The 22216-nt window shown below is 71.9% G+C and carries 25 protein-coding genes, 1 tRNA gene and 3 pseudogenes; 10 read left to right on the forward strand and 19 right to left on the reverse strand.

Annotation, left to right across the window (positions count from 1 at the left end; genetic code table 11):
• Nucleotides 1–20: 20 nt before the first annotated feature.
• Nucleotides 21–482 carry a VOC family protein gene (locus AB0B63_RS28570; protein WP_357024287.1) on the reverse strand — a complete coding sequence of 154 codons (462 nt, stop codon included), beginning with the start codon at nucleotides 480–482 and terminating at the stop codon, nucleotides 21–23.
• Between the two features lie 110 nt (nucleotides 483–592).
• Here AB0B63_RS28570 and AB0B63_RS28575 point away from each other — a divergent pair, with 110 nt between their 5' ends.
• Complete coding sequence (locus tag AB0B63_RS28575) at nucleotides 593–1660, forward strand: WYL domain-containing protein (RefSeq protein WP_357024290.1); 1068 nt, start codon at nucleotides 593–595, stop codon at nucleotides 1658–1660.
• Here the strand turns inward: AB0B63_RS28575 and AB0B63_RS28580 are convergent.
• The 5 genes and pseudogenes from AB0B63_RS28580 to AB0B63_RS28600 all read right to left on the reverse strand — a co-directional run bounded on the left by AB0B63_RS28580 (nucleotide 1607) and on the right by AB0B63_RS28600 (nucleotide 5316).
• On the reverse strand, nucleotides 1607–3109 hold the full coding sequence (locus tag AB0B63_RS28580) for a carboxylesterase family protein (RefSeq protein ID WP_357024293.1): 1503 nt from the start codon (nucleotides 3107–3109) through the stop codon (nucleotides 1607–1609). The two genes, AB0B63_RS28575 and AB0B63_RS28580, sit on opposite strands and share 54 nt — an antisense overlap.
• A 150-nt stretch (nucleotides 3110–3259) precedes the next feature.
• Nucleotides 3260–3694: an arsenate reductase ArsC gene (locus AB0B63_RS28585; RefSeq protein ID WP_357024296.1), complete on the reverse strand. Its 435-nt coding sequence runs from the start codon at nucleotides 3692–3694 to the stop codon at nucleotides 3260–3262.
• A 31-nt stretch (nucleotides 3695–3725) separates the two neighbouring features.
• Entirely contained in the window at nucleotides 3726–4205 is a 480-nt protein-coding gene (locus AB0B63_RS28590; RefSeq protein ID WP_208570673.1) for a GNAT family N-acetyltransferase, read from the reverse strand.
• Between the two features lie 104 nt (nucleotides 4206–4309).
• Nucleotides 4310–4993, reverse strand: a pseudogene (locus AB0B63_RS28595) (aquaporin); the annotation flags it as partial.
• On the reverse strand, nucleotides 4990–5316 hold the full coding sequence (locus tag AB0B63_RS28600; RefSeq protein WP_204960779.1) for a metalloregulator ArsR/SmtB family transcription factor: 327 nt from the start codon (nucleotides 5314–5316) through the stop codon (nucleotides 4990–4992). The pseudogene AB0B63_RS28595 and the gene AB0B63_RS28600, both read right to left, overlap by 4 nt.
• Before the next feature lie 129 nt (nucleotides 5317–5445).
• Here AB0B63_RS28600 and AB0B63_RS28605 point away from each other — a divergent pair, with 129 nt between their 5' ends.
• A complete protein-coding gene (locus tag AB0B63_RS28605) occupies nucleotides 5446–5889 on the forward strand; it encodes an ArsI/CadI family heavy metal resistance metalloenzyme (RefSeq protein ID WP_208570650.1) in 444 nt (147 codons plus the stop codon).
• A 414-nt stretch (nucleotides 5890–6303) separates the two neighbouring features.
• Here the strand turns inward: AB0B63_RS28605 and AB0B63_RS28610 are convergent, their stop codons facing one another.
• The 4 genes and pseudogenes from AB0B63_RS28610 to AB0B63_RS28625 form a co-directional block, all read right to left on the reverse strand.
• Nucleotides 6304–6927 (reverse strand): RICIN domain-containing protein, encoded by a 624-nt coding sequence (locus AB0B63_RS28610; RefSeq protein WP_357024300.1) that lies wholly within the window; start codon nucleotides 6925–6927, stop codon nucleotides 6304–6306.
• A gap of 421 nt (nucleotides 6928–7348) precedes the next feature.
• Entirely contained in the window at nucleotides 7349–7591 is a 243-nt protein-coding gene (locus tag AB0B63_RS28615; protein WP_357024364.1) for a hypothetical protein, read from the reverse strand.
• A pseudogene (locus AB0B63_RS28620) lies at nucleotides 7592–7732 on the reverse strand (hypothetical protein); the annotation flags it as partial.
• Nucleotides 7669–7912, reverse strand: a pseudogene (locus tag AB0B63_RS28625) (transposase); the annotation flags it as partial. The pseudogenes AB0B63_RS28620 and AB0B63_RS28625, both read right to left, overlap by 64 nt.
• A gap of 158 nt (nucleotides 7913–8070) precedes the next feature.
• On the opposite strand from AB0B63_RS28625, the gene AB0B63_RS28630 reads away from it, so the two are divergent.
• The 4 genes from AB0B63_RS28630 (at nucleotide 8071) to AB0B63_RS28645 (ending at nucleotide 11514) form a co-directional block, all read left to right on the forward strand.
• Nucleotides 8071–8670 (forward strand): GNAT family N-acetyltransferase, encoded by a 600-nt coding sequence (locus AB0B63_RS28630; protein ID WP_357024302.1) that lies wholly within the window; start codon nucleotides 8071–8073, stop codon nucleotides 8668–8670.
• 467 nt (nucleotides 8671–9137) lie between these two features.
• Nucleotides 9138–9929, forward strand: coding sequence for a GntR family transcriptional regulator (locus AB0B63_RS28635; RefSeq protein WP_357024305.1), 792 nt, complete (start codon nucleotides 9138–9140; stop codon nucleotides 9927–9929).
• 230 nt (nucleotides 9930–10159) lie between these two features.
• Nucleotides 10160–10306 carry a hypothetical protein gene (locus tag AB0B63_RS28640; RefSeq protein ID WP_357024307.1) on the forward strand — a complete coding sequence of 49 codons (147 nt, stop codon included), beginning with the start codon at nucleotides 10160–10162 and terminating at the stop codon, nucleotides 10304–10306.
• A 44-nt stretch (nucleotides 10307–10350) separates the two neighbouring features.
• Complete coding sequence (locus AB0B63_RS28645; protein WP_357024310.1) at nucleotides 10351–11514, forward strand: helix-turn-helix domain-containing protein; 1164 nt, start codon at nucleotides 10351–10353, stop codon at nucleotides 11512–11514.
• A gap of 102 nt (nucleotides 11515–11616) precedes the next feature.
• Here AB0B63_RS28645 and AB0B63_RS28650 read toward each other — a convergent pair whose 3' ends face one another.
• Nucleotides 11617–11961, reverse strand: a complete 345-nt coding sequence (locus AB0B63_RS28650) for a hypothetical protein (protein ID WP_357024313.1) — start codon at nucleotides 11959–11961, stop codon at nucleotides 11617–11619.
• A 61-nt stretch (nucleotides 11962–12022) separates the two neighbouring features.
• Between AB0B63_RS28650 and AB0B63_RS28655 the strand changes: the two genes are divergently transcribed.
• The 3 genes from AB0B63_RS28655 to AB0B63_RS28665 all read left to right on the forward strand — a co-directional run bounded on the left by AB0B63_RS28655 (nucleotide 12023) and on the right by AB0B63_RS28665 (nucleotide 13798).
• The gene (locus AB0B63_RS28655; RefSeq protein WP_357024316.1) at nucleotides 12023–12217 is read left to right on the forward strand and encodes a hypothetical protein; all 195 of its coding nucleotides are present in this window, start codon (nucleotides 12023–12025) and stop codon (nucleotides 12215–12217) included.
• A gap of 123 nt (nucleotides 12218–12340) precedes the next feature.
• Nucleotides 12341–13009, forward strand: coding sequence for a hypothetical protein (locus tag AB0B63_RS28660; RefSeq protein ID WP_357024319.1), 669 nt, complete (start codon nucleotides 12341–12343; stop codon nucleotides 13007–13009).
• Between the two features lie 108 nt (nucleotides 13010–13117).
• Nucleotides 13118–13798 (forward strand): response regulator transcription factor, encoded by a 681-nt coding sequence (locus AB0B63_RS28665; protein WP_208570657.1) that lies wholly within the window; start codon nucleotides 13118–13120, stop codon nucleotides 13796–13798.
• 168 nt (nucleotides 13799–13966) lie between these two features.
• Here AB0B63_RS28665 and AB0B63_RS28670 read toward each other — a convergent pair whose 3' ends face one another.
• From AB0B63_RS28670 to AB0B63_RS28690, 5 genes are all read right to left on the reverse strand, one after another.
• Nucleotides 13967–14662 carry a trypsin-like serine protease gene (locus tag AB0B63_RS28670; RefSeq protein ID WP_357024322.1) on the reverse strand — a complete coding sequence of 232 codons (696 nt, stop codon included), beginning with the start codon at nucleotides 14660–14662 and terminating at the stop codon, nucleotides 13967–13969.
• 294 nt (nucleotides 14663–14956) lie between these two features.
• The gene (locus AB0B63_RS28675) at nucleotides 14957–16135 is read right to left on the reverse strand and encodes an aminotransferase class I/II-fold pyridoxal phosphate-dependent enzyme (protein WP_357024325.1); all 1179 of its coding nucleotides are present in this window, start codon (nucleotides 16133–16135) and stop codon (nucleotides 14957–14959) included.
• Nucleotides 16136–16196: 61 nt separating this feature from the next.
• Nucleotides 16197–16269, reverse strand: a tRNA-Arg gene (locus tag AB0B63_RS28680).
• Between the two features lie 31 nt (nucleotides 16270–16300).
• A complete protein-coding gene (locus tag AB0B63_RS28685) occupies nucleotides 16301–17500 on the reverse strand; it encodes an RtcB family protein (RefSeq protein ID WP_357024328.1) in 1200 nt (399 codons plus the stop codon).
• 471 nt (nucleotides 17501–17971) lie between these two features.
• Nucleotides 17972–18448 carry a hypothetical protein gene (locus AB0B63_RS28690; RefSeq protein WP_357024331.1) on the reverse strand — a complete coding sequence of 159 codons (477 nt, stop codon included), beginning with the start codon at nucleotides 18446–18448 and terminating at the stop codon, nucleotides 17972–17974.
• Between the two features lie 67 nt (nucleotides 18449–18515).
• Here AB0B63_RS28690 and AB0B63_RS28695 point away from each other — a divergent pair, with 67 nt between their 5' ends.
• On the forward strand, nucleotides 18516–19295 hold the full coding sequence (locus AB0B63_RS28695) for an alpha/beta hydrolase family protein (RefSeq protein ID WP_357024334.1): 780 nt from the start codon (nucleotides 18516–18518) through the stop codon (nucleotides 19293–19295).
• Nucleotides 19296–19367: 72 nt separating this feature from the next.
• On the opposite strand, the gene AB0B63_RS28700 is transcribed toward AB0B63_RS28695, so the two are convergent.
• The 3 genes from AB0B63_RS28700 to AB0B63_RS28710 form a co-directional block, all read right to left on the reverse strand.
• Nucleotides 19368–19874, reverse strand: a complete 507-nt coding sequence (locus tag AB0B63_RS28700) for a DinB family protein (RefSeq protein WP_357024337.1) — start codon at nucleotides 19872–19874, stop codon at nucleotides 19368–19370.
• Between the two features lie 223 nt (nucleotides 19875–20097).
• Nucleotides 20098–20898: a M15 family metallopeptidase gene (locus AB0B63_RS28705; RefSeq protein ID WP_357024361.1), complete on the reverse strand. Its 801-nt coding sequence runs from the start codon at nucleotides 20896–20898 to the stop codon at nucleotides 20098–20100.
• A 38-nt stretch (nucleotides 20899–20936) separates the two neighbouring features.
• A complete protein-coding gene (locus AB0B63_RS28710; RefSeq protein ID WP_357024340.1) occupies nucleotides 20937–22166 on the reverse strand; it encodes a D-alanyl-D-alanine carboxypeptidase in 1230 nt (409 codons plus the stop codon).
• Nucleotides 22167–22216 lie beyond the last annotated feature (50 nt).

The raw sequence follows: 22216 nt of genomic DNA on the forward strand, positions 1-22216 counted from the left end.
CCCGGACCGGTGCAGGGCGGTCAGCCGGCGTACGGGGTGGCGACGTCGAGGATCCAGGTGACGCCGAACCGGTCGGTGAGCATCCCGAAACCGGGGGCCCACGGCGACGGGCCGTACTCCTCGATCAGGTCGGCGCCCTCGGCGAGCCGGTGCCAGAGCGCGCCGACCTCGTCGGCGTTGTCCCCCCGGACGGCGACGAAGAACCGCTCGCCGGTCAGCGTCGTGCCGTTCTCCCGGGTGGTGGCGGTCGGCGCGGCTGCGGCGGGGGCGCCGGCGGGCACGTCGTAGGCCATGATGGCGAAGCCGTTGTCGGCGGTGACCTGGCCGAAGACGACCTTGTCGGCGTCCGGCAGGTCCTTCGGCATCCCCAGGTCGCCGTAGCTGACGACGGTGCTGTGGCCACCGAACACGGCCTGGTAGAACTCCAGCGCCGCACGGGCGTCACCCCGGAAGTTGAGGTGTGTGGTGGCGGAGATGCCCATGGTCGACTCCTTGCTGTTGGTGCTCGACGCCCGGTAGGGGGCTGGTCAGGAGCAAGATTCGCAGCAGTAGGTGACAGGGTGTGGCACCTACTGCGGGCAGAATCGGACCCATGCCGACCATGTCCGCCCGACTGCTCGCCCTGCTGTCGCTGTTGCAGACCCGCCGGGACTGGTCCGGCACCGTGCTCGCCGAACGCCTCGGCATCAGCCTGCGCACCGTGCGCCGCGACGTCGACCGGCTGCGGGAACTGGGCTACCCCGTCGCCGCCGCCAAGGGCCCCGACGGTGGTTACCGGCTCGACGCCGGCACCGAACTGCCCCCGCTGCTGTTCGACGACGAACAGGCCGTCGCCCTCACCGTCGCGCTCCAGGTCGCGGCGACCGGCGCGGACGACGCACTGGCGGACGCCGCCGCGCGGGCGCTGCAGACCGTACGACAGGTGTTGCCGACCCGGCTGCGGCAGCGGGTCGGGGCACTCAGCGTGACCGCCGTCGCGCGACCCGCCACCACGCCGGCCGCGCCGGTCGACGGCGGGGTGCTGCTGGCGCTCAGTGCCGCCGTGCAGACCCGCGAGATCCTGCGCTTCGACTACGGGCCCGACAGCACCGAGCGCCCGGCCCGGCACGCCGAACCGCACCACGTCGTCACCTGGGACGGCCGGTGGTACCTCGTCGCCTGGGACCTCGACCGGGCCGACTGGCGGACCTTCCGCGTCGACCGGATCACCCTGCGCCCGCCCCACGGGCCCCGCTTCACCCCCCGACCGCTGCCCGGCGGGGACGTCGCCACCTATCTCACCGGGGTGTTCCGGGGGTCGGCCGGCGGGTCGGCGGACTGGCCGTGCCGGGGCACCGTGCTGCTCGACCTGCCCGCGGCGACCGTCGCCCGGTACACCCGCGACGGCCTCGTCGAGGAGGTCACCCCCGACCGGTGCCGGCTGACCCTCGGGTCGTGGTCCTGGGTGAGCCTCGCCGCCGCCGTCGCCCGGTACGACGCCGCGATCACCGTCGTCGGCCCGCCGCCGCTCGCCGACGCGTTCGCGCTGCTGGCCGGCCGGTTCGCCCGTACCGCCGCCGGTGGTGCCGCCGCCGGGAAGTCAGCGGGTTCCGCCGCCGGGACGCGGTCAGGCCAGCAGCGGAAGCGCGGCGAAGGTGTGGTCCCGCCACAGCAGCCGTGACGTCTCCTCCGGGTACGCCACGACCGTCGGCCGCTCGTCGAAGATCCGGGTACGGCGACCGGCATCGTACGGCGGCCAACCGGGGTCGCCGGTCGCGGCGAACGCCGTCCACGCCCTGCGGAACTGCCCGGACAGCTCGTACGCCGCCGGCGGAGGCGGATCACCGATCAGCATCGCGGGCTGCCCGCTGGTGAGGTTGCCGAAGACCAGCGGCACGTCCAGGCCGTGACAGGCACCGAGGGCACCGCCCAGGCCCGACGCCGGCCAGGTCAGCTCGTAGAGGTGCGCCCGGCCGCCACCGGCGACCTGCGCCTCGGCCAGGTGCAGGCTCGGCATCCGGAACAACCAGTCGGCGTTGACCAGCTCGTACAGCTGCTCGTCGGTGGCGGCCGGGAACGCCTCCCGGTAGCGGCGGGCACCGACCGGGCCCGGGGCCAGCATCCGCAGCGCCAGCTCGGTCTGCTCCGGGGTGACCTGGCCGAGTACCCCGTCGAGCAGGCTGAACAGCCGGTGCTCGTCGCGGGTGTGCCCGACGAGCAGGTCGACGTCGCGGGCGGCACCGTCGGCCAGCGCCCGCCACGGGGTCGCCGGCAGCACGTCACCGTCGACGACCGGTGCGAACGGGATCGGCCGGTGGGTGATCTGCCCCCACCGTTCCCGCCACCTGACGATCCCGGCCGAGATCGCCTCGCCCACCGCCGGCAGCCGGTCCGCAGCCACCGCCGACAGGTCGGCCAGGGTCGGTCGTACCCCCAGCTCGGCGGCGCAGGCGGCGGTGACGTCGGCGGCCAGCTCGGGCGAGAGGAACGTCCCCGGGACGCTCTGCGCGACCGCCCGCCGCAACAGCCCGGCGGCGCGCGGCATGGCCAGCAGCGCGGCGACCGAACCGCCGCCGGCCGACTGCCCGAAGACCGTCACCCGGCCCGGGTCGCCGCCGAAGACACCGATGTTGTCCCGCACCCACTCCAGGGCCGCCACCTGGTCGAGCAGCCCCCGGTTGGCCGGGGCCCCGTCGAGCTGCCCGAACCCCTCGAAACCCAGGCGGTAGTTGAGCGTCACCACCACGGTCCCGCCGCCGGCCAGGTGCCCGCCGTCGTACTCCGGGAGGCCGGAACAGCCGACGAGGTAGCCGCCACCGGGAAGCCACACCAGGACCGGCAACCCCGCCGCCGGGTCCGGGTCCGGCGTCCACACGTTGAGCGTCAACCAGTCGTCGCCGGTGCCCTGCGGGGCGGTCCCGAACGCGTCGGGCTGCGGAGGCGGCGGACCGAAGGCGACCGCCGAGCGTACGCCCTCCCAGCCGCGTACCGGTTGCGGCGCGGCGAACCGGTGGGCACCGACGGGCGGCTCGGCGTACCGGATGCCCCGGAACACCGCGCGGCCCGCCTCCCGGCAGCCGCGCAGCACACCGGCCACGGTACGGACCTCCGGCTCGGACTCCGACGGCATGCTGGCCCCTCCCCGCTCCCGGTCGGCCGCAGCATCCCAGCGCCCGCCGACCACCGGCAAACCATTTAGGGCCGTCGAACGAGTTCGGTCACCAGGCCTGTCGGCGGGAGCCTCCACTGCGCTCGTGACGCGGGAGCCACCGGTGTCCGGTCAGTCATCGATCCTGGCGTCGGGGGCCAGCTCGTCGAGGAGCCGGGCGACGTACTGGCGGATCTCGTCGCGGACCTCGCGGACGACGGACAGCGGCTGGCCGGCGGGGTCGGTGAGTTTCCAGTCCTCGTAGCGTTTGCCGGGGAAGACGGGACAGGCGTCGCCGCAGCCCATCGTGATGATCACGTCGCTGGCCTCGGCGGTGTCCCAGTCGAGGATCTTCGGCTGTTCGGCGGTGATGTCGATGCCGACCTCACGCATGGCGTCGACCGCGACGGGGTTGACATGGTCGGCGGGTTCGGAGCCGGCGGAGCGGACCTCGACGGTGTTCCCGGCGAGGTGGCGCAGCCAGCCGGCGGCCATCTGGGAGCGGCCGGCGTTGTGGACGCAGACGAACAGCACCGATGGCGTGGTGGGCCGGGCGGGGGTGCTCATGGGTGGTGGACCTCTTCCGGTGCTGACGGGGCTAGGTGATGGTGGGGCTGCGGCGTTCGATGAGGATGACGTCGCGCCATCGGTCGTGGTGGCGGCCGAGGCGTTCGCGTACGCCGATGGTGCGGAAGCCGCAGGCGTGGTGCAGGGCGAGGCTGGCGGTGTTCTCGGGGAAGACCCCGGACTGGATGGTCCAGATGCCGGCCTGTTCGGTGGAGTCGATGAGCCGGTGGAGCAGGAGCCGGCCGACGCCTCGCCCTCGGGCGTCGGGGTGGACGTAGACGGAGTGCTCCACGACCCCGGCGTACACGCACCGGTCGGACACCGGGGTGCACGCGACCCAGCCGAGCACGCGGTCGGCAGCCGTGTGGTCGACGGCGACCCAGCGGTGTTCGGGTAGGCGGGTGGCGGTGAACCGGGCCCAGGTGGGTGGTTCGGTCTCGAAGGTGGCGTCGCCGGTGGCGATCCCGTGCCGGTAGATGTCGAGCACCGCCGGGGCGTGCTCGTCGGTCATCGGCACGAGATCGGGGCGGGGCGGCCGGGCGCCGGTCATGAGGCGGCCCGTTCCGGCTGCGCCGGTGCCAGCTCGACCGCCACGCCGTCCGGCTGTCGAACGGTCGGATACCACCAGGTGATCGCGGCGACCGCGATCCCGACGGCGGCGAGCTGTGCGGCGACGAACCCGGCCGCCGAGGTGGGGGCGATGCCGGCGAAGGTGTCGGTGAACATGCGGCCGATCGTGACGGCCGGGTTGGCGAACGAGGTGGAGGCGGTGAACCAGTACGCGCCGCCGATCCACGCCCCGACCGCCGCCGGGGCGACCGCGGTCCGGCGGGCACGGGTGAGGGCGGCGATCAGCAGGAGGAGCCCGGCGGTCGCGACGACCTCGGCCAACCACAGTCCGCCCCCGTCCCGCTGGCGGGTGGAGATCGTGACGGCGGGCAACCCGAACATCAGGTGTGCCAGCACCGTGCCGCCGATCGCACCGAGCACCTGCGCCACGACGTACGCGCCGAGGTCACGGGTCGACAGACCCGCTCCCGTCCGGCGGGCCTGCCACCAGTCGGCGAGCGACACGACGGGGTTGAGGTGGGCGCCGGACACCGGGCCGAAGATGAGGATCAGCGCGCCGAGGGCGAACGCGGTGGCGATGCTGTTCTCCAGCAGTTGCAGCCCCACGTCGCCCGGCGACAGGCGGGTGGCGGCGATCCCGGAGCCGACCACGGCGGTGACGAGCAGGCCGGTGCCGACCAGTTCCGCCGACGCCCGACGCAGCACGGCGTGCGGCGGGTCGGGCGTCACCGGGTCGGCCCGGTCGATGCGGCGGCAGCCGAGACGTCCAGGAGCTGGGACAGGACGGCGAGGCGGGCCGGGACGATCCAGTAGTAGACCCAGGTGCCCCGGCGCTGGCAGTCGATCAGCCCGGCCTCGCGCAGGACCTTCAGGTGGTGGGAGATCGTCGGGCCGGTCAGGGTGAACGCGTCGGTCAGCTCGCACACGCACACCTCGCCACCGGCCCGCGCGGCGATCAGGGACAGCAGCCGCAGGCGTACCGGATCACCGAGGGCCTTGAAGCCGCGCGCCAGACCGGCGGCGGCGTCTTCCGTCAGGGCCTCGGTGACCATCGGCGCGCAGCAGGCCGACGGATCGGCGAGGACCGGCAGTTGTTGTCTCGACACCCGTCTAGTTTGACAAGCATCTAACCAGAGTGCAATCTCTGCCTAGACAGTCATCTAAACAACCGGAGGTGTGGGATGTCCCGCGTCCAGCTCGCCCTGCGCGTCTCCGACCTGGAAGGGTCGATCGCGTTCTACTCGAAGCTGTTCGGCACCGAGCCGGCCAAGCGGCGACCCGGCTACGCCAACTTCGCCATCGAGGAGCCCCCGCTGAAGCTGGTCCTGCTCGAAGGCACCCCGGACCAGGCCACCGCGATCGACCACCTCGGCGTCGAGGTGTTCGACGGCGCGCAGGTCACCGCCGCCACCGACCGACTCACCGAGGCCGGGCTGATCACCCTGACCGAGAACGACACCTCCTGCTGCTACGCCGTGCAGGACAAGGTCTGGGTTCGCGGCCCCGGCGACGAGCGCTGGGAGGTATACGTGGTCAAGGGCGACTCCGACCAGTACGGCACCTCCGCGCAGACCCCGCCCGCAGCCGACGACGAACGCACCTGCTGCGAGACCACCGCCCCGTAGCCCGCCCCGTAGCCACAACCCGGCGTCGTTCCGGTCCCGCAACCAGTCAGGAGTCGTCAGGGCCTGACGACGCGGCAGGGAAGTCGAAGCACTGGTGCCTGGTGGTTATGCCGGTGGTGGGGGTGGGGTGAGCAGAGAGTTCGGGCACCATCCCACTCCCCCCTTCCCGCATCTCGATAACGCCACATACACGAGCTCGACCAGAATCCGGATTCGCGTTCCGCGATGTGGCGGTATCCCCGCACCTTGGATACCGCCACATCGCTGAAACGTAGCCCTGTCGGCGGCCGGGGCAGCTGGCACGACCAGTGGGCGAGGGGACGCCGCCAGGGTAGCGCCGCGTCGTCCAAGTCCATTGGCCGGCCCGCCACCGAACTGCCTGGCCCAACGCCGCGAACGTTCACGGTCATGCCACTAGCTGATAACCCACTTCGCGTAATCGCCCGCCCCACTCGGAGGCGAGGATGGCGACGAAGAGGGAGAAGGTGCAGGGCTTCCACCCGCATTCAGGCACGACATCAGGACGACGATCGTCCCCGGTGCCGGGTTATTCCCGTAAATAGAGAGACACCAACCGCCTGACAGACCGCTCAGCAATCTGCCACCATTGGTGAGAGTCCACTGTTGGTTGGTGGAGCCGCAGGTCCAGTCGAGCACGGAGGTTCCGTCGGCGGTCACGCCATTCAGGACATCGACACATCGGCTCGGATCGGCTTGGGAGGAAAGGCTGCCAGCGTTCCCAGCACTGAAAGCCCAGCTCATAGGCTTCCCACCTTGGGCGCATGGCATGACGACCAGCGGTGCGCCATCGAACATGTTGCCGTTGTAGAGCGTCAGACACAATCCGGAGTCTGGATTCTTGAGCTGATAGTAGTTAGCGTTGACACCCGCCTGTGTGCCATTCCGATCGGACGCTTCCAGCTGCGCCGTCGCGCCGGCGGCCGGCCACACCAGAAGACTCAGCGCGAGAAGGACGGCTCCGAATCCTGCCGTGAGGGCACGACGATCACGATGGAGATGATTCATGCGTTGATCCATTCGTAGATGTGAATGCCACTCATGAGTATCCGGAAGCGGGAAGGAGATTGCAATAGCCGCTCGACCATTGCATCGATCACCGCCTCTCCCCCTGATCGCCCCAGCGATCTTTCCGAGACGCGGGCACCAGGCCACCGGCTCCGCGAGTACCGAACTCCTTGTGACCGATCAGGTGGTCGGCGGATTCGGTGATCTCAAGCGCGGGAATACCGTTTTGCGGCAGGAAAACGCGGTGTTGCGGGCGGAGAACAGCGACCGGTACTGGGCGGCGCGGAGCGGCAAGAAGACTGTACATGCGTCGACACAGGTCAACCTGGACCTGAACCGATGGCGTTCGGCACCTACTCAACGACCCGGAGCGTCACCAGTCGACAGGTTCAGGCCGCATCCCGCGGCGGGGCTTCCCACAATTGGGCGAGGGTCAGCGACCCACGCGGATGCGGTCGGCGGCGTACAGCTCTCGGGAGCCGTCGGCGCGGAAGATCACGATGACCGGGATGCCCTCCCCCATCTCCGGTTCGCGTCGCTCGGCGGGGGTAGGCATCCGGGCGGTAGCGGTGTCGCCCTTGAGGAGAGTCACCGTCTCGGTCGGCTCGATAGCGCGGACGAACGTGCCGCGCGGTGGTTCCACGATGACGAGCCCTTCCGAACGGAGCAGTGCCACCGCTTGTCGGACGATGGTGCGACTCAGCCCATGCTCCTGAGCCAACCGCAGCTCGCTGGACAGTGAGGCCCCACCGCCCAGGTCCCGTCGCGCTGCCAGCGGCGAAACACCGCGTACGCCGCCGCCCAGGACCCGTAGCACCCCGGCACGTCACGCCACGGGGCACCGACTCGGATCCGCCACCGGATCCCGTCAATGAGCTGCCGCTTCGTCCATGTCGACGGCCGACCCGGTCGATGCTCCCACAGGCAACACCAGCTCAAGCGCCGCCCGCTGCGCGTCGGTCAGGTCGTGCCGCCTCGTCACCGCCACAGTGGCCACGAGGTCTCCGTGCTGATGGTCTTCTTCGTCGATGAACCATCTACCGGAGACCTCGCTACGTACCGATCACCGCCGCGCCGGGATCTCATCAGCCCGCTACCGCCGAATTCGACCCAGGCCCGAGTTGACGACCCATACCGGTCGAAATCAGGTGCTTGATGATCCCGAAGCCTGCCAGGCTGCGCGGCATGGACGTTCGTCTTGAGCCTTGGTCGGAATCCGCGCTCGACCTCCTGCGCCGGATCAACACTCCGCAGATGCGTCGACACGTCGGCGGTCCCGAGCCGGAGGAACAACTGCTTGCCCGGCACCGCCGGTACCTTGCCATGCCGGCAACCGGCTGCGGCTGCATGTTCGCCGTACTGCTCGGCGACGAGATGGTCGGCAGCATCGCATACCACCAGCGTGACTGGCAGGGCCAGCAGATCTACGAGACCGGCTGGAACGTCCTACCGCCCTACCAGGGCCGAGGCATTGCCTCCGCAGCCGGCACCGCCCTGATCACCATCCTCCGCGAGGCTGCCCGCCACCCCGACGCGCCCCACAGCCTGCACGCGTTCCCCTCAATCGAGAACGCCCCCTCCAACGCACTCTGCCACCGCCTTGGCTTCACTCTCCTCGGCCCCTGCAATTTCGAGTACCCGCCGGGCAGCGGCTCCCTCATGCGCAGCAACGACTGGCGCATCGACCTCGCCAACTCTGGCCGGACTGCCATCACACCGCAGCGCGACCGCCTGCGACTTCGACACGGGCCCTAGCACGAGCTGAAGTCCGGCTCCTCCTTGAATTCAGCCATTGGAATGCGCCCGAGGCTGACGTGAGGCTGGCACCCCGGGCGGGATCCGGCAGCGATCCAGGTCCCGTCGTGGGAACAATGCCCACCTAAGCCAACACGCCACAGCGATGTCCCTACGGAGCTCACGCGGTCGAAGCCGCAAAGTCTGCACGGAGAGCGGTGTGGCCGTCCCGGACGAGGTAACGCTTGAAGGCAGGCTGTTGCAGGCCTGCTCACGGTCGGATTTCCGGCGGCCCGGCGATGATGAGGTCATGGAGGCCACGCCACTCGCTAGACGGAAAGCAGCGAAACAGGCACCTTAAGTAATCAAATTGTCTCATGACAGTTTATGTGACTTAAGATGGATATCCGTCGGCTGACCATCGGGTTGGCCGGATACCCGAACCGTCCCACAAGTAGCCTTCTGTCAGACGACAGTTGGAGAATCCGATGAACGACGCGAGCGGCCACGGCCGGAAGCACAGCGCCGACAGCTTCGCTGCCGAACTCAGGCGCAGGATCAAGGAAGGCGTGAAGGGCTACGAAGCCGGCGCGAAGCTCCCCACCATTCGCGAGTTCGCCGCGAACCCCGACGAGGCCGTAGCACGTGGCGTTGCAGAGAAGGCCATCGACCGCCTGAGAGCCGAGGGCCTGGTCGAGTCGCGCCGCGGCTCGGGCAGCTTCGTGCGGGCCAGCCGCATCCCACGCACCTCACCGGGCAGGCTCTCGCCAGATCGGTGGGGACGCGGACTGTCGATCCAGGCACACGACTCGGCAGACCCACCCAAGGCCGTCGATGTCACAGTCGGCGATGTCGTGCCGCCGGCACACGTTGCCGACGCCCTCGGAGTGCCGCGTGGCGACGTCGTGCTGTCGAGGTACCGCCGCTACGTCCGGGACCGGCGTTCAGTCCAGCTCGCCACCGCCTACCTGCCGACGGACCTGACCCGTGGCACACGGATCGAACACACGGACACCGGCCCCGGTGGCACGTTCGCCAGGCTCAGCGAGCAGGGCTTCCGACCGACGAGATTCGTGGAACGGGTCATCAGCCGCGCACCCACCCCCGAGGAGATCAACGGGGTCGACGGGCGGGAGGGGCTGAGCCTACGCCGAGAAGGCAGCCTGGTCTTCGAGATCACCAGGTATGCCTATGCAGGAGATCGCTGCGTCGAGGCGTCCCTCATGGTGCTCGATGCCGAGATGTACGAGCTGGTGTACGAACTCCAGGCCGACAAGTAAATCCAAAGACATCAGACACGTTGATTGTCCGCAGACAATCTGCCATCCTTCCTACAAGGGAAGGCCCCTGCACCGACTGGTTCCTTGGCGAACACGGACGAGGTAGCGGCCCACGGATTCGACCCGCGTAGGAGCGCCCCCATGCAGCACGAGTCTGTCGTCGACCCCCGGTCCCATCACCACACCTCGGCAGACGATCCCGCTGCCGGGGCCGCAGAGCGGGGACGCTCGTGATCTCCCACGTTCTGTCGGTCCTGTTCGGGGGGTTGGTGCCGGGCTTCCTGCTCGGGCTGCTCGCGTTCCGGGTCAAGTCCCGGTGGTGTCCCCGCTGCGGCGAGGCCACCCACACGATGCCGGTGCCGGGGCACGACCGGTGAGCGGCCCCGGCCGGCAGCGCACCGAGCCGGCGATCGGACGGCGGATGGCAGAGCTACGGGCCCGCCGGGGCATGAGCCAGCAGGTCTTCGCCGACCGGATCGGCAAGTCCAAGAGCTGGGTCGACAAGGTCGAACGGGGGGTGCGTACCCTCGATCGGCTCTCCGTCATCGACACCGTGGCCGGTGCGCTCGGCGTCGCGCCGCAACTGTTGCTCGCCGGGCGGACCGCGCCGGCACCGGTCACCGACGTCGGTGCCGCCGTGGAACGGGTCCGGGCGGCGCTGGCCCGGCACGACCCCCCGGCGTCCGTCCCGGCCGGTCCCCTGCTGCGGCAGCTCGACGAACAGGCCGGATACGCCTGGGCGGCGTACCGCAACGGGCAGCACCCGCAGGTGCTGCGGATGCTGCCCGACCTGCTCGCCGACAGCCGACACGCCGGCCACACCGGCCCGGTGGACCCGCCCGTCCTCGACCTGCTGGTGCGGGTGCACCGGCTCACCGCCCAGACGCTGGTCAAGCTCGGCGACGCCCACCTGGCCTGGCTGGCCGCCGACCGGGCCATGATGACCGCCACCCGTGGCGACCCGGTGCGGATCGGCCGGGCGGCGGTGACCCTCGCGCAGGTGCTCCGTGCGCTGCGGCGGGGCCGGCTGGCCAGGACCGCCGCCCTCACCGCCGTACGCCAGCTGGACCCGGCGGCGGCGCAGGGCGACCCGCCGGCGCTGGCCCTGACCGGGGCGCTGCTGATCGAGGCCGCCCTCGCCGCCGCCGGCTACGGCGATGCCGCCACCGCCCACGACCTGACCGAACGTGCCGCCCCGCTCGCCGCCGCCGACGAGCCGCCCGACCCGGACGGCATCACGTTCGGCCCGACCAGCGTCGCACTCGCCCGCGCCCTGACCGCCACCCACCTCGGCGACCACCACCGGGCCGTCGACCTGCACCGCCGGGCCACCGGGCAGGACGGCTGGCGACAGCTCCCCGCCGAACACCGCGCCGCCCACCTCATCGACATCACCCGCAGCCACCTCGACCTGGGCGACCCCGACGCCGCCGGGCGGGCCCTGCTCACCGCCGACCGCACCGCCCCCGGTGAGACCCGCACCCGCCCCGCCGCCCGTGCCGCCCTGACCGCTGTGCTCCGCGCGGGCCCCACCCCGGCCGACGTCGCCCGCCTCGCCGACACCATCGGGCTGACCCGCCCCTGACCTGTGCACCTCGTGGCCGGACCGGCCGTGGAGTGATGTCCGGGAAGCGCACCTGACCATCAGCCAGCAAACCGCCGACGAGTTCGGACCGGTAAGCGGCTGCTACGCCCATCGCCGGCCCTGAGCCCCAGTGGTCCTCCTGACCTGGTCGATCTCCTGGGGGACAAGCACAATGACGGCATGAGTCTTGCCGCGGTCCGTGCGGATGTCGCGGTGATCGACGATCTGTTGCGGTACGTCGCCGAGCGCCCGGTCGACCTCAGCGATCCGAATGCGATGGCCGAGATCCGGAAGGCGCAGTCGCCGGTGGAGGAAGCCGGGGTGGCGGCCGAGGCGTCCGCCGCGCTCGATGAGCTGTTGGATGCGTACGAGACCGGCGGAGCGCCGGCCCGTGAGGAGGTCCGAGACATCTTTCGGGCTTACCCGTCCTTCCGCTGGGCTGCCCACCTACCGGTGGTGTGGAATTCGGTCGGAGAGTTCCGCCGACGACTTTGTCCATGTCTCCGCGATGGATCAGGGTGCCGATCCGCGCGACGAGCTGATGACGATCTGGTGGCTGTGCAACCGGGCCCGCGAGTGCGCCATCGACGTCGAACCGGTGCTCAGCGAGGTGGCGAACCTGTCATCCGACGCGGATCTCTACGGGTTCGGCTCGATGCAGATGCTGATCATGCGAGGGCTGGAGGTACACGACCTCGGCTAGCAGTCGCGGCAGGAAGCCTGTCACGATCGTGGGCAGCCTCCCCACCCAGACCACCTGCTTGAGCCCGGGCCGCCGCCATCGGCCTGACCCGCGCCCGGGCGCAGGAGGCGACGAGGGTCGCGGTTGTTGCCCCGCTGTTACGTCACGGTGCGGGCGCTGTGGCACGGGTGGCGCACCGTCGACCTCGACCGGCCACCGTGGCCGGACACCGTCGACCGGGAGGTCACCATGCGTTCCACCAGGACCCTGATGGCGGTCACGGCCGTGCTGGCCGTGCTGCTCACCACCGTCGGTACGGCGACCGCCGCCGGCCGGCTCCGCGCCGGCGTCACCGCCGCACCCTACTGCGGGATCACCTGGGGCAGCGCCGGAAAGACCGGGGGCGACCTGAACCCGGCCCCGCTGCTGACCACCCGCACCGGCCAGCAGGACTGCTACGACCGGCTGGTCTTCGAGTTCGACGGGAACGCCGACGGCTACTCGGTCGGCTACGGCGAGGTGTTCACCGAGGGGCAGGGGTTGGCGATGTCGCCGTACACGGCGGGCGGGGCGGTGCTGCGGGTGCAGTTGCGGGAGCCGGCCGTGGGCTACCCGTACCGGGCCGGCGACCACGTGGCGGCGGTGCTCGGCTACCGCACCCTGCGCGACGTCGTCTACGGCGGCACCTTCGAGGGCTACAGCACCTTCGCCGTCGGCGTCCGGGCGCAGTTGCCGTTCCGGGTGCTGCTGCTCGCCGGCCCCGGCACGCACAGCCGGATCGTGCTCGACGTGGCGCACCAGTGGCAGGAGTGACCGCGACGGTGACCACCGGTCGGGCCGGGAGTCGACGTCGATCGGCTCCCGGCACCGGCCGTTGCGCCGGGTCTCGACCGGCCGCCCCGGGACTACCCTGGGAACACCATGGACGGCCGGGTGCTGCTGGTCGAGGACGATGCCTCCATTCGGGAGGTCACCGCCCTCGGTCTGCGCCGGGCCGGGTTCCGGGTCAGCACCGCCGCCGACGGCCGGACCGCGCTGGCCACCTGGCGGGCCCAGCAGGTCGACCTGATCGTCCTGGACGTGCTGCTGCCCGGCCTCGACGGGTTGGAGGTCTGCCGGGCGGTCCGGCGCAGCAGCCAGCTGCCGATCCTGCTGCTCACCGACAGCACCGACCCCATCGACGTGGTGGTCGGCCTGGAGTGTGGGGCCGACGACTGCCTGCGTAAACCGTTCGACCTGGCGGAACTGGTGGCCCGGGTCCGGGCGGCGCTGCGGCGGGGGTACGCCGTGCCCACCGAACCCGTGCTGACGGTCGGGCCGCTGGAGGTCGACCCGGCCCGCTTCGTGGCCCGCCGCGACGGGCGGGAACTGCCCCTCACCGCCACCGAGTTCCGGCTGCTGACCGAGCTGGCCCGCCGGCCCGGTCAGGTGTTCACCCGGGAGGCGCTGCTGGACCGGGTGTGGCGGCACTCCCACCTCGGCGACTCCCGCCTGGTCGACGTGGCCGTGCAGCGGCTACGGGCCAAGGTCGACCACGACCCGGCCGCCTCCCGGCTGGTGCGCACCGTACGCGGGGTCGGCTACAAACTCGACGCGGCGTGACCTCGCCCCTCGTGACGGACCGGTGGTGTCCCCGCTGCGGCGAAGCCACCCACCCCGTGCCGGTGCCGGGGCACGACCGGTGAGCGGCCCTGGCCGGCAGTGCCCGGCACCGAGCCAGGTTACGACCCCAGGTGGCCGGTCCGGGGGCCGGACCGGCCACCCCGACGCTCAGCTGGGCCCGACGCCGCTCACAGCCTCGATCCAACCGGCGAGGTAGTGGGTCGTCAGGCCGTAGGCCAGATCCGTCTCGTTGTTCGCGATGTGGACACCGTAGATTTTGTCGAGCCAGTAGATCCCTGCCCCGGAATCACCCTGCCCCGGCACGCCGCTTCCATAGCTGACCATTCGCATGGCGCTGTTGCCGGCCCCCACGAGATCGTGGTGAATGTTGTAGTCCGTCACCCGCATCCCGCAGATCCGCAGGAACGAGGCGGGAGTGGTACTCCCGCGGGTGGTGGCCCCCCAACCGCTGATCGACGGGGTGGAGTTGATGGGGGGATATGCCAGCGAGTAGCCCACGACGATCCGGGACCAGTTCGGGACGTCCTGCCAGAGGTTGAGGAGCATCGCGTCCTGGAAGGGCTCCTTGTAGATTCCGGCGATCGCCATCAGGTGGCCCTTGGCGAGCGTGCGCTCGCCTGCGGCGACCAGGCTGTTGTTGACGTTGCCGCCGGTGTTGTCGAAACAGTGTCGGGCCGTGAGGACCCAGTTGCTGGCGATGAGCGTGCCGGCGCACTGATAGGAGTCGTTGACGAAGATCTGCACCTGACCGCGCAGGTACCCGGCGGAGTTTCCGCCGATGACGGCGCCGGCCGGCTGCGCGGTGCCGGCCACGGCGGCAATGGGGGTCAGGGACAGGGTCACCGCAACGGCGACCCGCCGCAGTAACGATGGTGTACGCATACGTCTCTCCACTTCAGTACAGGTGTAGGGATTCCCGATGCCGTTTCGGCAGTAGGTCGCCGGCTCACGGAGATGCCGGCGACGAAGGGGACTTCTTGATCCTGTACCGCACATGGTGATCGGCATATCCCGCCTGCTGGTCACCTCGTGGTGGCGCAGGCCGTACGCCAGAACTCCAGAGTGGAGGATTGACACCAGACGGCTCCGCATGGGATAGGGCAGCGGATCTTCGACGCGTCCCCGGAGCCGCCGCGTTCAGGTGACGGCGGTGGCCATCCGGCGTACCGCCTCGGCGAGCAACTCCGGCGAGGTGGCCAGGTTCAGCCGGACGTGGCCGACACCGCCGGTGCCGAAGGCCAGGCCGGAGTTGAGCGCCACCCGGCCCCGGTCCAGGAAGACGGCGGCGGGATCCTCGCCGAGGCCCAGCCCTCGACAGTCGAGCCAGGCGAGGTAGGTGGCCTGGCCGGGTCGGTACCGGACGGCCGGCAGGTGCTCGGCGAGCAGCGCGGCGAGGAGCCGACGGTTGTCGTCCAGGCCGGTCAGCAGCGCGTCGAGCCAGTCACCCCCGCCCCGGAACGCGGCGGTGTGGGCGATCACCCCGAGGTGGCTGGTGCCGACGCTGACCTCGAAGGGAACCCGGGCGACGTCCCCGGCGGCGGCCGGGCCGGCGACGAGCAGCCCACCCCGCAGACCGGCCAGGTTCCACCCCTTGGAGGCGGACATCAGCGACAGGCCGTGCTCCGCGCCGGGCACCGAGAGGTACGGCACGAAACGCGCTCCCGCGCCGACCAGCGGGGCGTGGATCTCGTCGGCGACCACCCGCACCCCGTACCGCCCGGCCAGCGCGGCGACGGCGGTCAACTCGTCGGCGGTGTGCAGGACACCGGTCGGGTTGTGCGGGTTGCAGAGCAGGTACGCCGCCGGTCGCCCGCCGGAGCGGGCCACCCGGAACGCCTCTTCCAGGGTGTCGAGGTCGATCCGCAGGTCGTCGCCGAGCGGCGCCTCCACGATCCGGCGGCCGGCGTACCCGACGAACCCGTAGAACGGCGGGTAGACCGGGCAGTTGACGACCACCGCGTCACCGGGCCCGGTGAGCAGCCGCAACGCCTCGACCACGCCGTGCATCACGTCGGGCACCAGGGCGGTCCGCTCCACGGCCAGCCCGTCCCAGCCCCACCGACGCCGGGCGAACTCCGCCAGTGCCTCCGGGTACGCCGTGCCGGCGGTGTACCCGGTGTCGCCGAGCGCGACGGCGTCGGTGATCGCCCGCGCGACCGGCTCGGCGAGCGGCACGTCCATCTCCGCCACCCAGAGCGGCAGCACGTCGTCCGGGTACTCCCGCCACTTGACGCTCGTCCGTCGTCGCAGCTGGTCCAGCCGAAGCTGGCGCAGGGGATTCGCCTGGTCCCGGGAGCCCTGATGCGTACCACTCATGACATGAAGGATATTCCGCCCCTCCTGCCACCGCGCGGTCGCACGGCAGCAGGGCGGAGGGTGCCCCGACCAGGATTCGAACCTGGGCTCTCCGGTTTCGTAGACCGGCGCGCTGTCCGCTGCGCCACCGGGGCTCACGGCCGACGCCCGGGGGCGTCGGCCGGTCTAACCCTTCACACACACCACCTGCTTGAGGTGGGCCACCACCTCGACCAGGTCGTCCTGCTGGGCCATCACCTCGGTGATGTCCTTGTACGCGCCGGGGATCTCGTCGACCACCCCGGTGTCCTTGCGGCACTCCACCCCGGCGGTCTGCACCGCCAGGTCGTCAACGGTGAACGTCCGCTTCGCCTGCCCCCGCGACATCCGCCGCCCGGCCCCGTGCGACGCCGAGCAGTACGCGTCCGGGTTCCCCCGACCCCGCACGATGTACGACCCGGTGCCCATCGACCCCGGGATGATGCCCAGGTCCCCCCGGCCGGCCCGGATCGCCCCCTTGCGGGTCACCAGCACGTCCACCCCGTCGTAGTGCTCCTCGGCCACGTAGTTGTGGTGGCAGGAGATCGGCTCCCCGTAGCTGACCTGCGGGAAGGCGTCCCGCACCACGCCGCAGAGCAGGGCCAGCATGACCGCCCGGTTGCGCCGCGCGTACTCCTGCGCCCACCACAGGTCCCGCCGGTAGGCGTCCATCTCCGGGGTGCCGGCGAGGAACACCGCCAGGGCCCGGTCGGGCAGGTCCGCGTTGTGCGGCAGGGCACGGGCCACCCCGATGTGCCGCTCGGCCAGCTCCTTGCCGATGTTGCGGGAACCGGAGTGCAGCATCAACCAGACCTGCCCGGCGTCCGGGCCGTCCTGCTCGACGCAGACCTCGATGAAGTGGTTGCCCCCACCGAGGGTGCCGAGCTGGTGCCGCGCCCGGCTCTCCAGCTGCGCCACCCGGCGGTCCAGGGTGGCGAACCGGGCCCAGAAGTCGTCCCAGCCGCGCTGCTCCAGGCCCCGCACCCGACGCGGGTCGACCGGGTCGTCCCGCTTGGCGAAACCGACCGGCACCACCGCCTCGATCGCCGACCGCAGCGGTGCCAGGTCGTCGGGCAGGTCGGCGGCGGTGAGCGAGGTGCGGACCGCGCTCATCCCGCAGCCGATGTCCACCCCGACGGCGGCCGGCGAGACCGCCTGCCGCATCGCGATCACCGAACCGACGGTGGCGCCCTTGCCGAAGTGCACGTCCGGCATCACGGCGACGCCCTGCACCCAGGGCAGCGCGCCGATGTTGCGCAACTGCTGCGCGGCCTGCGGCTCGATGCCGTACGGGTCGGTCCAGACCCGTACCGGCGCCTTCGTGCCCGGCAGCGGGGTGAATGCCATGATCGTTCTCCTCGTTCGTGGGAGCAGGGGTGACAGGATTCGCACCTGCGACCGTCGGGTGTGGAATCCGGTGCGCTACCCGTTGAGCTACACCCCTCGGCGGGTGTCGGGGATCGAAAAAGCCGCCCGGTCCCCTGGTGGGGTGGGCGGCTGCGCAGGTCGCGCCGGCGCTATCCGCGCCGCCACCCCGATCGCCACCGACAACCCCGGGTTCGTTCGCCGGCTGGCAACAGCACGCCGCCGCGCGGTGTGAACCGCGTGGTCTCGGTGCTGAGGTACGGCGACACGGTGTGCTCCCCGGTTGGTCGGTGTGGCGTCGACGTCGAACCTAGGCGCGCACCCACCCGGGCCGCAACAGATATCGGTAGCTGCCGGCTATCGCGGCCCGCACATCCTGGACAGGGTGTCGAGCCAGGCGCTGCCCACGATGGCGACCGGGTAGGCCGCCTCCCGCACCTGCCCGTCGGCGGTCTACACGGAGAACCGCACCGTCAGCGGCTCCGTCCCGGGTGTCTCGCCGCACTGGAGCAGCACCACCACGCCGATCCAGCCGGTGCCGCCGGGCCGGATCAGCCGGGTCCGACCGAGATCGCGGATGAGCACGGTGGGGCTGTCCGCCCGGACCGACCGTACCGTGACCGGGGACGGCCCGGCGTTGACCACCGCCAGGGACCCTTCGATCCGGGCCCGGCCGCCGGCGTTCGTACTGCCGCTGTCCGCGTTGGCGGGGATGGCCACCAGCGCGACGGTCGCGTCACGCTCCTGCCGGGCGCGCGCCTCCCGCGACCTGTCGACCCCCCACCCGCCCAGCACCGCACCGGCCACCAGGGCGACCACCAGGCCCAGGGCGACCCGGGGGCGCGGCCCGCGCCGGACCCGGGAGGCGGCTGCGTCGACCGGCCCGCGCCCGGGGGCGTCCAGGTCGATCACGGCGTCCTCGGCGGGCATGGCGACAGCCTAGGGCCGACGGCGGCGACGTCGTGTCCGGCAGGGCCGGCACGCGGTACGGTCGGCCATGGCATTGATGCGGTGCGAGTTCGACTCCGAGGCCCTGGGCATGAGCACGTCGATGACGGTGATCCTGCCGCAACCCGACCCGGCCCGGCCCCCCGCGACGGCCGACGCGGGCCCGCCGGTGCTCTACCTGCTGCACGGGCTCAGCGACGACGACACCGCCTGGACCCGCCACACCTCGATCGAACGTTACGTGGCCCCGCTGGGTCTGGCCGTGGTGATGCCCCAGGTCGGCCGCAGCTTCTACACCGACGAGACGCACGGCAACCGGTACTGGACGTTCCTCACCGAGGAACTGCCCGAGGTCTGCCGGTCGTTCTTCCGGCTCTCCGACCGCCGGGAGGACACCTTCGTCGCCGGGCTGTCGATGGGCGGCTACGGGGCGGTGAAGTGGGCGCTGCGGCAGCCCGAACGCTTCGCCGCCGCAGCCAGCCTGTCGGGGGCGCTCAACGTCGCCCACCGCCGGCACGCCCCGGACCGCCCGCTCGACCCGGACGTCTGGCACACCGTCTGGGGGGACGCCCCGACCGCCGGCCCCGACGACGACACCGTGGCGCTGGTCGGCCGGGCCGGGCCCGACACTCCCCCGCTCTACGTCGCCTGCGGCACCGAGGACTTCCTCCACGACGACAACGAGCGTTTCGTCGCAGCCGCCCGGGACCGGGGCGTGCCGGTGACCGTGGACTTCTCCCCCGGCGACCACGACTGGCCGTACTGGGACGCCACGATCCGCGACGTGCTGGCCTGGCTGCCGCTGCGCACCCGGCCCCCCGTCAGCTGACCCGACGGGCGGGCACCACCGACGGCGGCAACGCCACCGGGCCGCACGGCGCAGCGGCGGCACGGTGGGCGGTCAGACCCCCACGCTGCCGTCGACAGCCTCCCGCAGCAGGTCGGCGTGGCCGTTGTGGCGGGCGTACTCGTGCATCATGTGCAGCATCACCAGCCGCAGCGACACGTCCTCACCCCAGCGCGCCTGGTGGCCGGTGACGTCGAGCGAGGCCGCCGCCAACTCGATACGCCGGGAGTGTTCCACCTCCCGCTGCCACGCCGCGAACGCCTCCGCCCCGGTCGACCCGGTCGGGTCGTACGCCTGCTGGTAGTCGCCGGTGTCCGACCAGAGCAGCGGCACGTCCTGCGCGTCGATCACCCGCCGGAACCAGGCGCGCTCCACCTCGGCGAGATGCCGCAGCAGGCCGAGCAGGGTCAGCTGCGACGACGGCACGGCCCGCTGGCGCAGTTCCTCGTCGGTCAGGCCCTCGCACTTCATGGCGAGGGTGGCCCGGTGGAAGTCGAGGAAGGCACGCAGCGTCTCCCGCTCCCCGGCGAGCAGCGGCGGGCCGATCCGTTCGGTGGTCATGTCGGGTCCTTCACGGGACGGGACCGCCCCGGGCGGGCGGCCGGGAGCCGTCGGGCAGCCTAGCGGCCGGTGGCTGCCGACCCGCCGAAATTCGTGCCGACCGGACGTGCAGGTGCTGGTCACCCGGCCGGCGTGGTGGCGCGGCGGGCGCGGGTCACCCCGTCGGGTGGTGCCGGTGGTGGGCGTCCCGGCGACGTCCGGCCCGGGCCGGCGACCGGGCCGCTCAGCGGGGCAGGGACGCCCGGGCCACCGGGAAGTCGAAGTACGTGTCGGGGTAGGGCTCGTCGGCGTACCGGTAGTGCCACCACTCCCGGTCGTAGTTGACGAAACCCTCCTGCGTCATCAGGCGTTCCAGCAACTGCCGGTGGGTCCGGGCGGCCCCGGTCACCCGGGGGTCGGCGGTGTGCGCCAGCGGGTCGAAACAGTCGAAGCCGGTGCCCATGTCGAGGCTGCCGTCGGCGAACCGCCGGTCGGCCGGGTCGGTGCAGGCCACCAGCGGCCGGCCCGGGGCGTACGAGGTGCGGGGCGGGGCCGGGCGGGGCTCCAGCGTCAGGTCGAGGGTGCTGCCCCGGCTGTGCGCGGTGGGGGCGCCGAGGTAGCCGTCGGCGAACAGCTTCGACTTGGCCACCCGGGGATAGAACTCCGCCTTCGTCTGCTGCGCTGCGGGGTCCTTCGCCCAGCGGACGAACTCGTCGGCGGCGCGCTGCGGCCGGTAGCAGTCGTACACCCGCAGGCTCAGCCGTTGGGCGCGGGCGGCGTCCTGCACCCGGCGCAACGCCTCGGCGGCGGTACGGGTGAGCAGGCACAACGGCTCGTCGTAGCCGTCCACCGGGCGGCCGACGAAGTTGTGCGGGCCGGCGTAGCGGATGTCCACGACGATGCTCGGGTCGACCTCGGACAGCAGCACCACGTCGGCGGGGGCACGTGGTCCGGTCGGGGTGGGCGTTGCGGCGTCCGCCTGCGGTGCGGGCTGCGGCGGCCGGTCGCAGCCCACCGCCACGAGCAGCACCGTGACGATCAGCAACCGGACCAGCACCCACCGGGGGTGCTCCGCCCCGCGTCTCACCGCCGTCGGCGGACGTCGTGGGGTCGGTGGCGCAGGGCGAGCAGCAGCCCGGCGAGCCCGGCCACGACGGCGGCCAGGGAGACCGCGACCAGCGGACGTGACCAGGGGTGACCGGGCAGGTCGAGCCGGCCCGGACCACCGGCGGCGGCCAGCGGGGGCGGGGGGACGGCGGTCCCGGACGGGCCTGCCGTCAGCTCACCCGGGTTGACCAGTCGACCCACGGCCGCACCCCGGGGCACCCCGAACCCCCAGTCCAGCAGGGCCGCCCCCTGCTCCCAGCCCCGCTTGTCGACGACCTCCGCGCCGAGCAGGGTGACCACCAGCCGCCGTCCGCCCCGCTCGGCGGCCCCGACGTAGGTGTGCCGGGCCAGGTCGGTGTAGCCGGTCTTGCCGCCCAACGCCCCCGGGTAGCGGTAGAGCAGCTGGTTGTCGTTCTGGATCGGGAAGGCCTTCTCGCCCAACGCCGGCTGGGCCGGGATCATCGCCTCCCGGGTGGTGTCGTAGCGGCGGAAGGTGGCGTCGGCGAAGCAGGCGCGGGCGATCAGCGCCAGGTCGTACGCGCTGGTGAACTGGCCCGGGCCGTCCAACCCGGACGGGGTCACCGCGTGGGTCTGCAACGCGCCGAGCTGCCGGGCGTGCTCGTTCATCGCCCGCAGCCCACCGGGCAGCCCGTCGGGGCCACCGCCGAGGCGGGCCAGCGCGTTGGCCGCCTCGTTGCCGGACTTGAGCAGCAGACCCAACCAGAGGGTCTCGATCCGGTACCGGCCACCCTCGGCGAAGCCCACGGCGGAGCTGCCCGGCTCGATGTCGAGGTCGCCGTGGGTGAGGGTGACCGTCTGCCGGGGGTCGAGGGTCGGCAGCACGGTGGCGGCCAGCAGCAGCTTCTGCACGCTCGCCGGGGTGCCGTGTTCGTGCGGGCCGCAGCCGCCGAGCACGTCGCCGCTGTCCAGGTCGGCGACCAGCCAGGAGGTGGCCGGCACGGCGGGCGGCCTGGGCGTCCCGGCCGGCCGGACCTGGCCCGTGGTGGCCAGGGCGGGGCCGCCGACCGCCCGGTCGGCGGCCTCCGTGTGGGGCGGGACCGGTCGGGGCGGCCGGGACACCGCCGGCACCGGCGCACACGGACCGGTGGTCACCGCCCCGGCGGCGTCCGCCACACCGGCGGGTGCGACGACCGGCGACAGCAGCACGACGGCGATGACGGCGGCGGTACGTCCCCGAACTCTCACGCTGACGAAGGTAGTGACACCCGCCCCGCCGGGCCGGTGATCCGGCGAAT

Source organism: Micromonospora sp. NPDC049081 (assembly GCF_040648835.1).
GTDB lineage: Bacteria > Actinomycetota > Actinomycetes > Mycobacteriales > Micromonosporaceae > Micromonospora > Micromonospora antibiotica.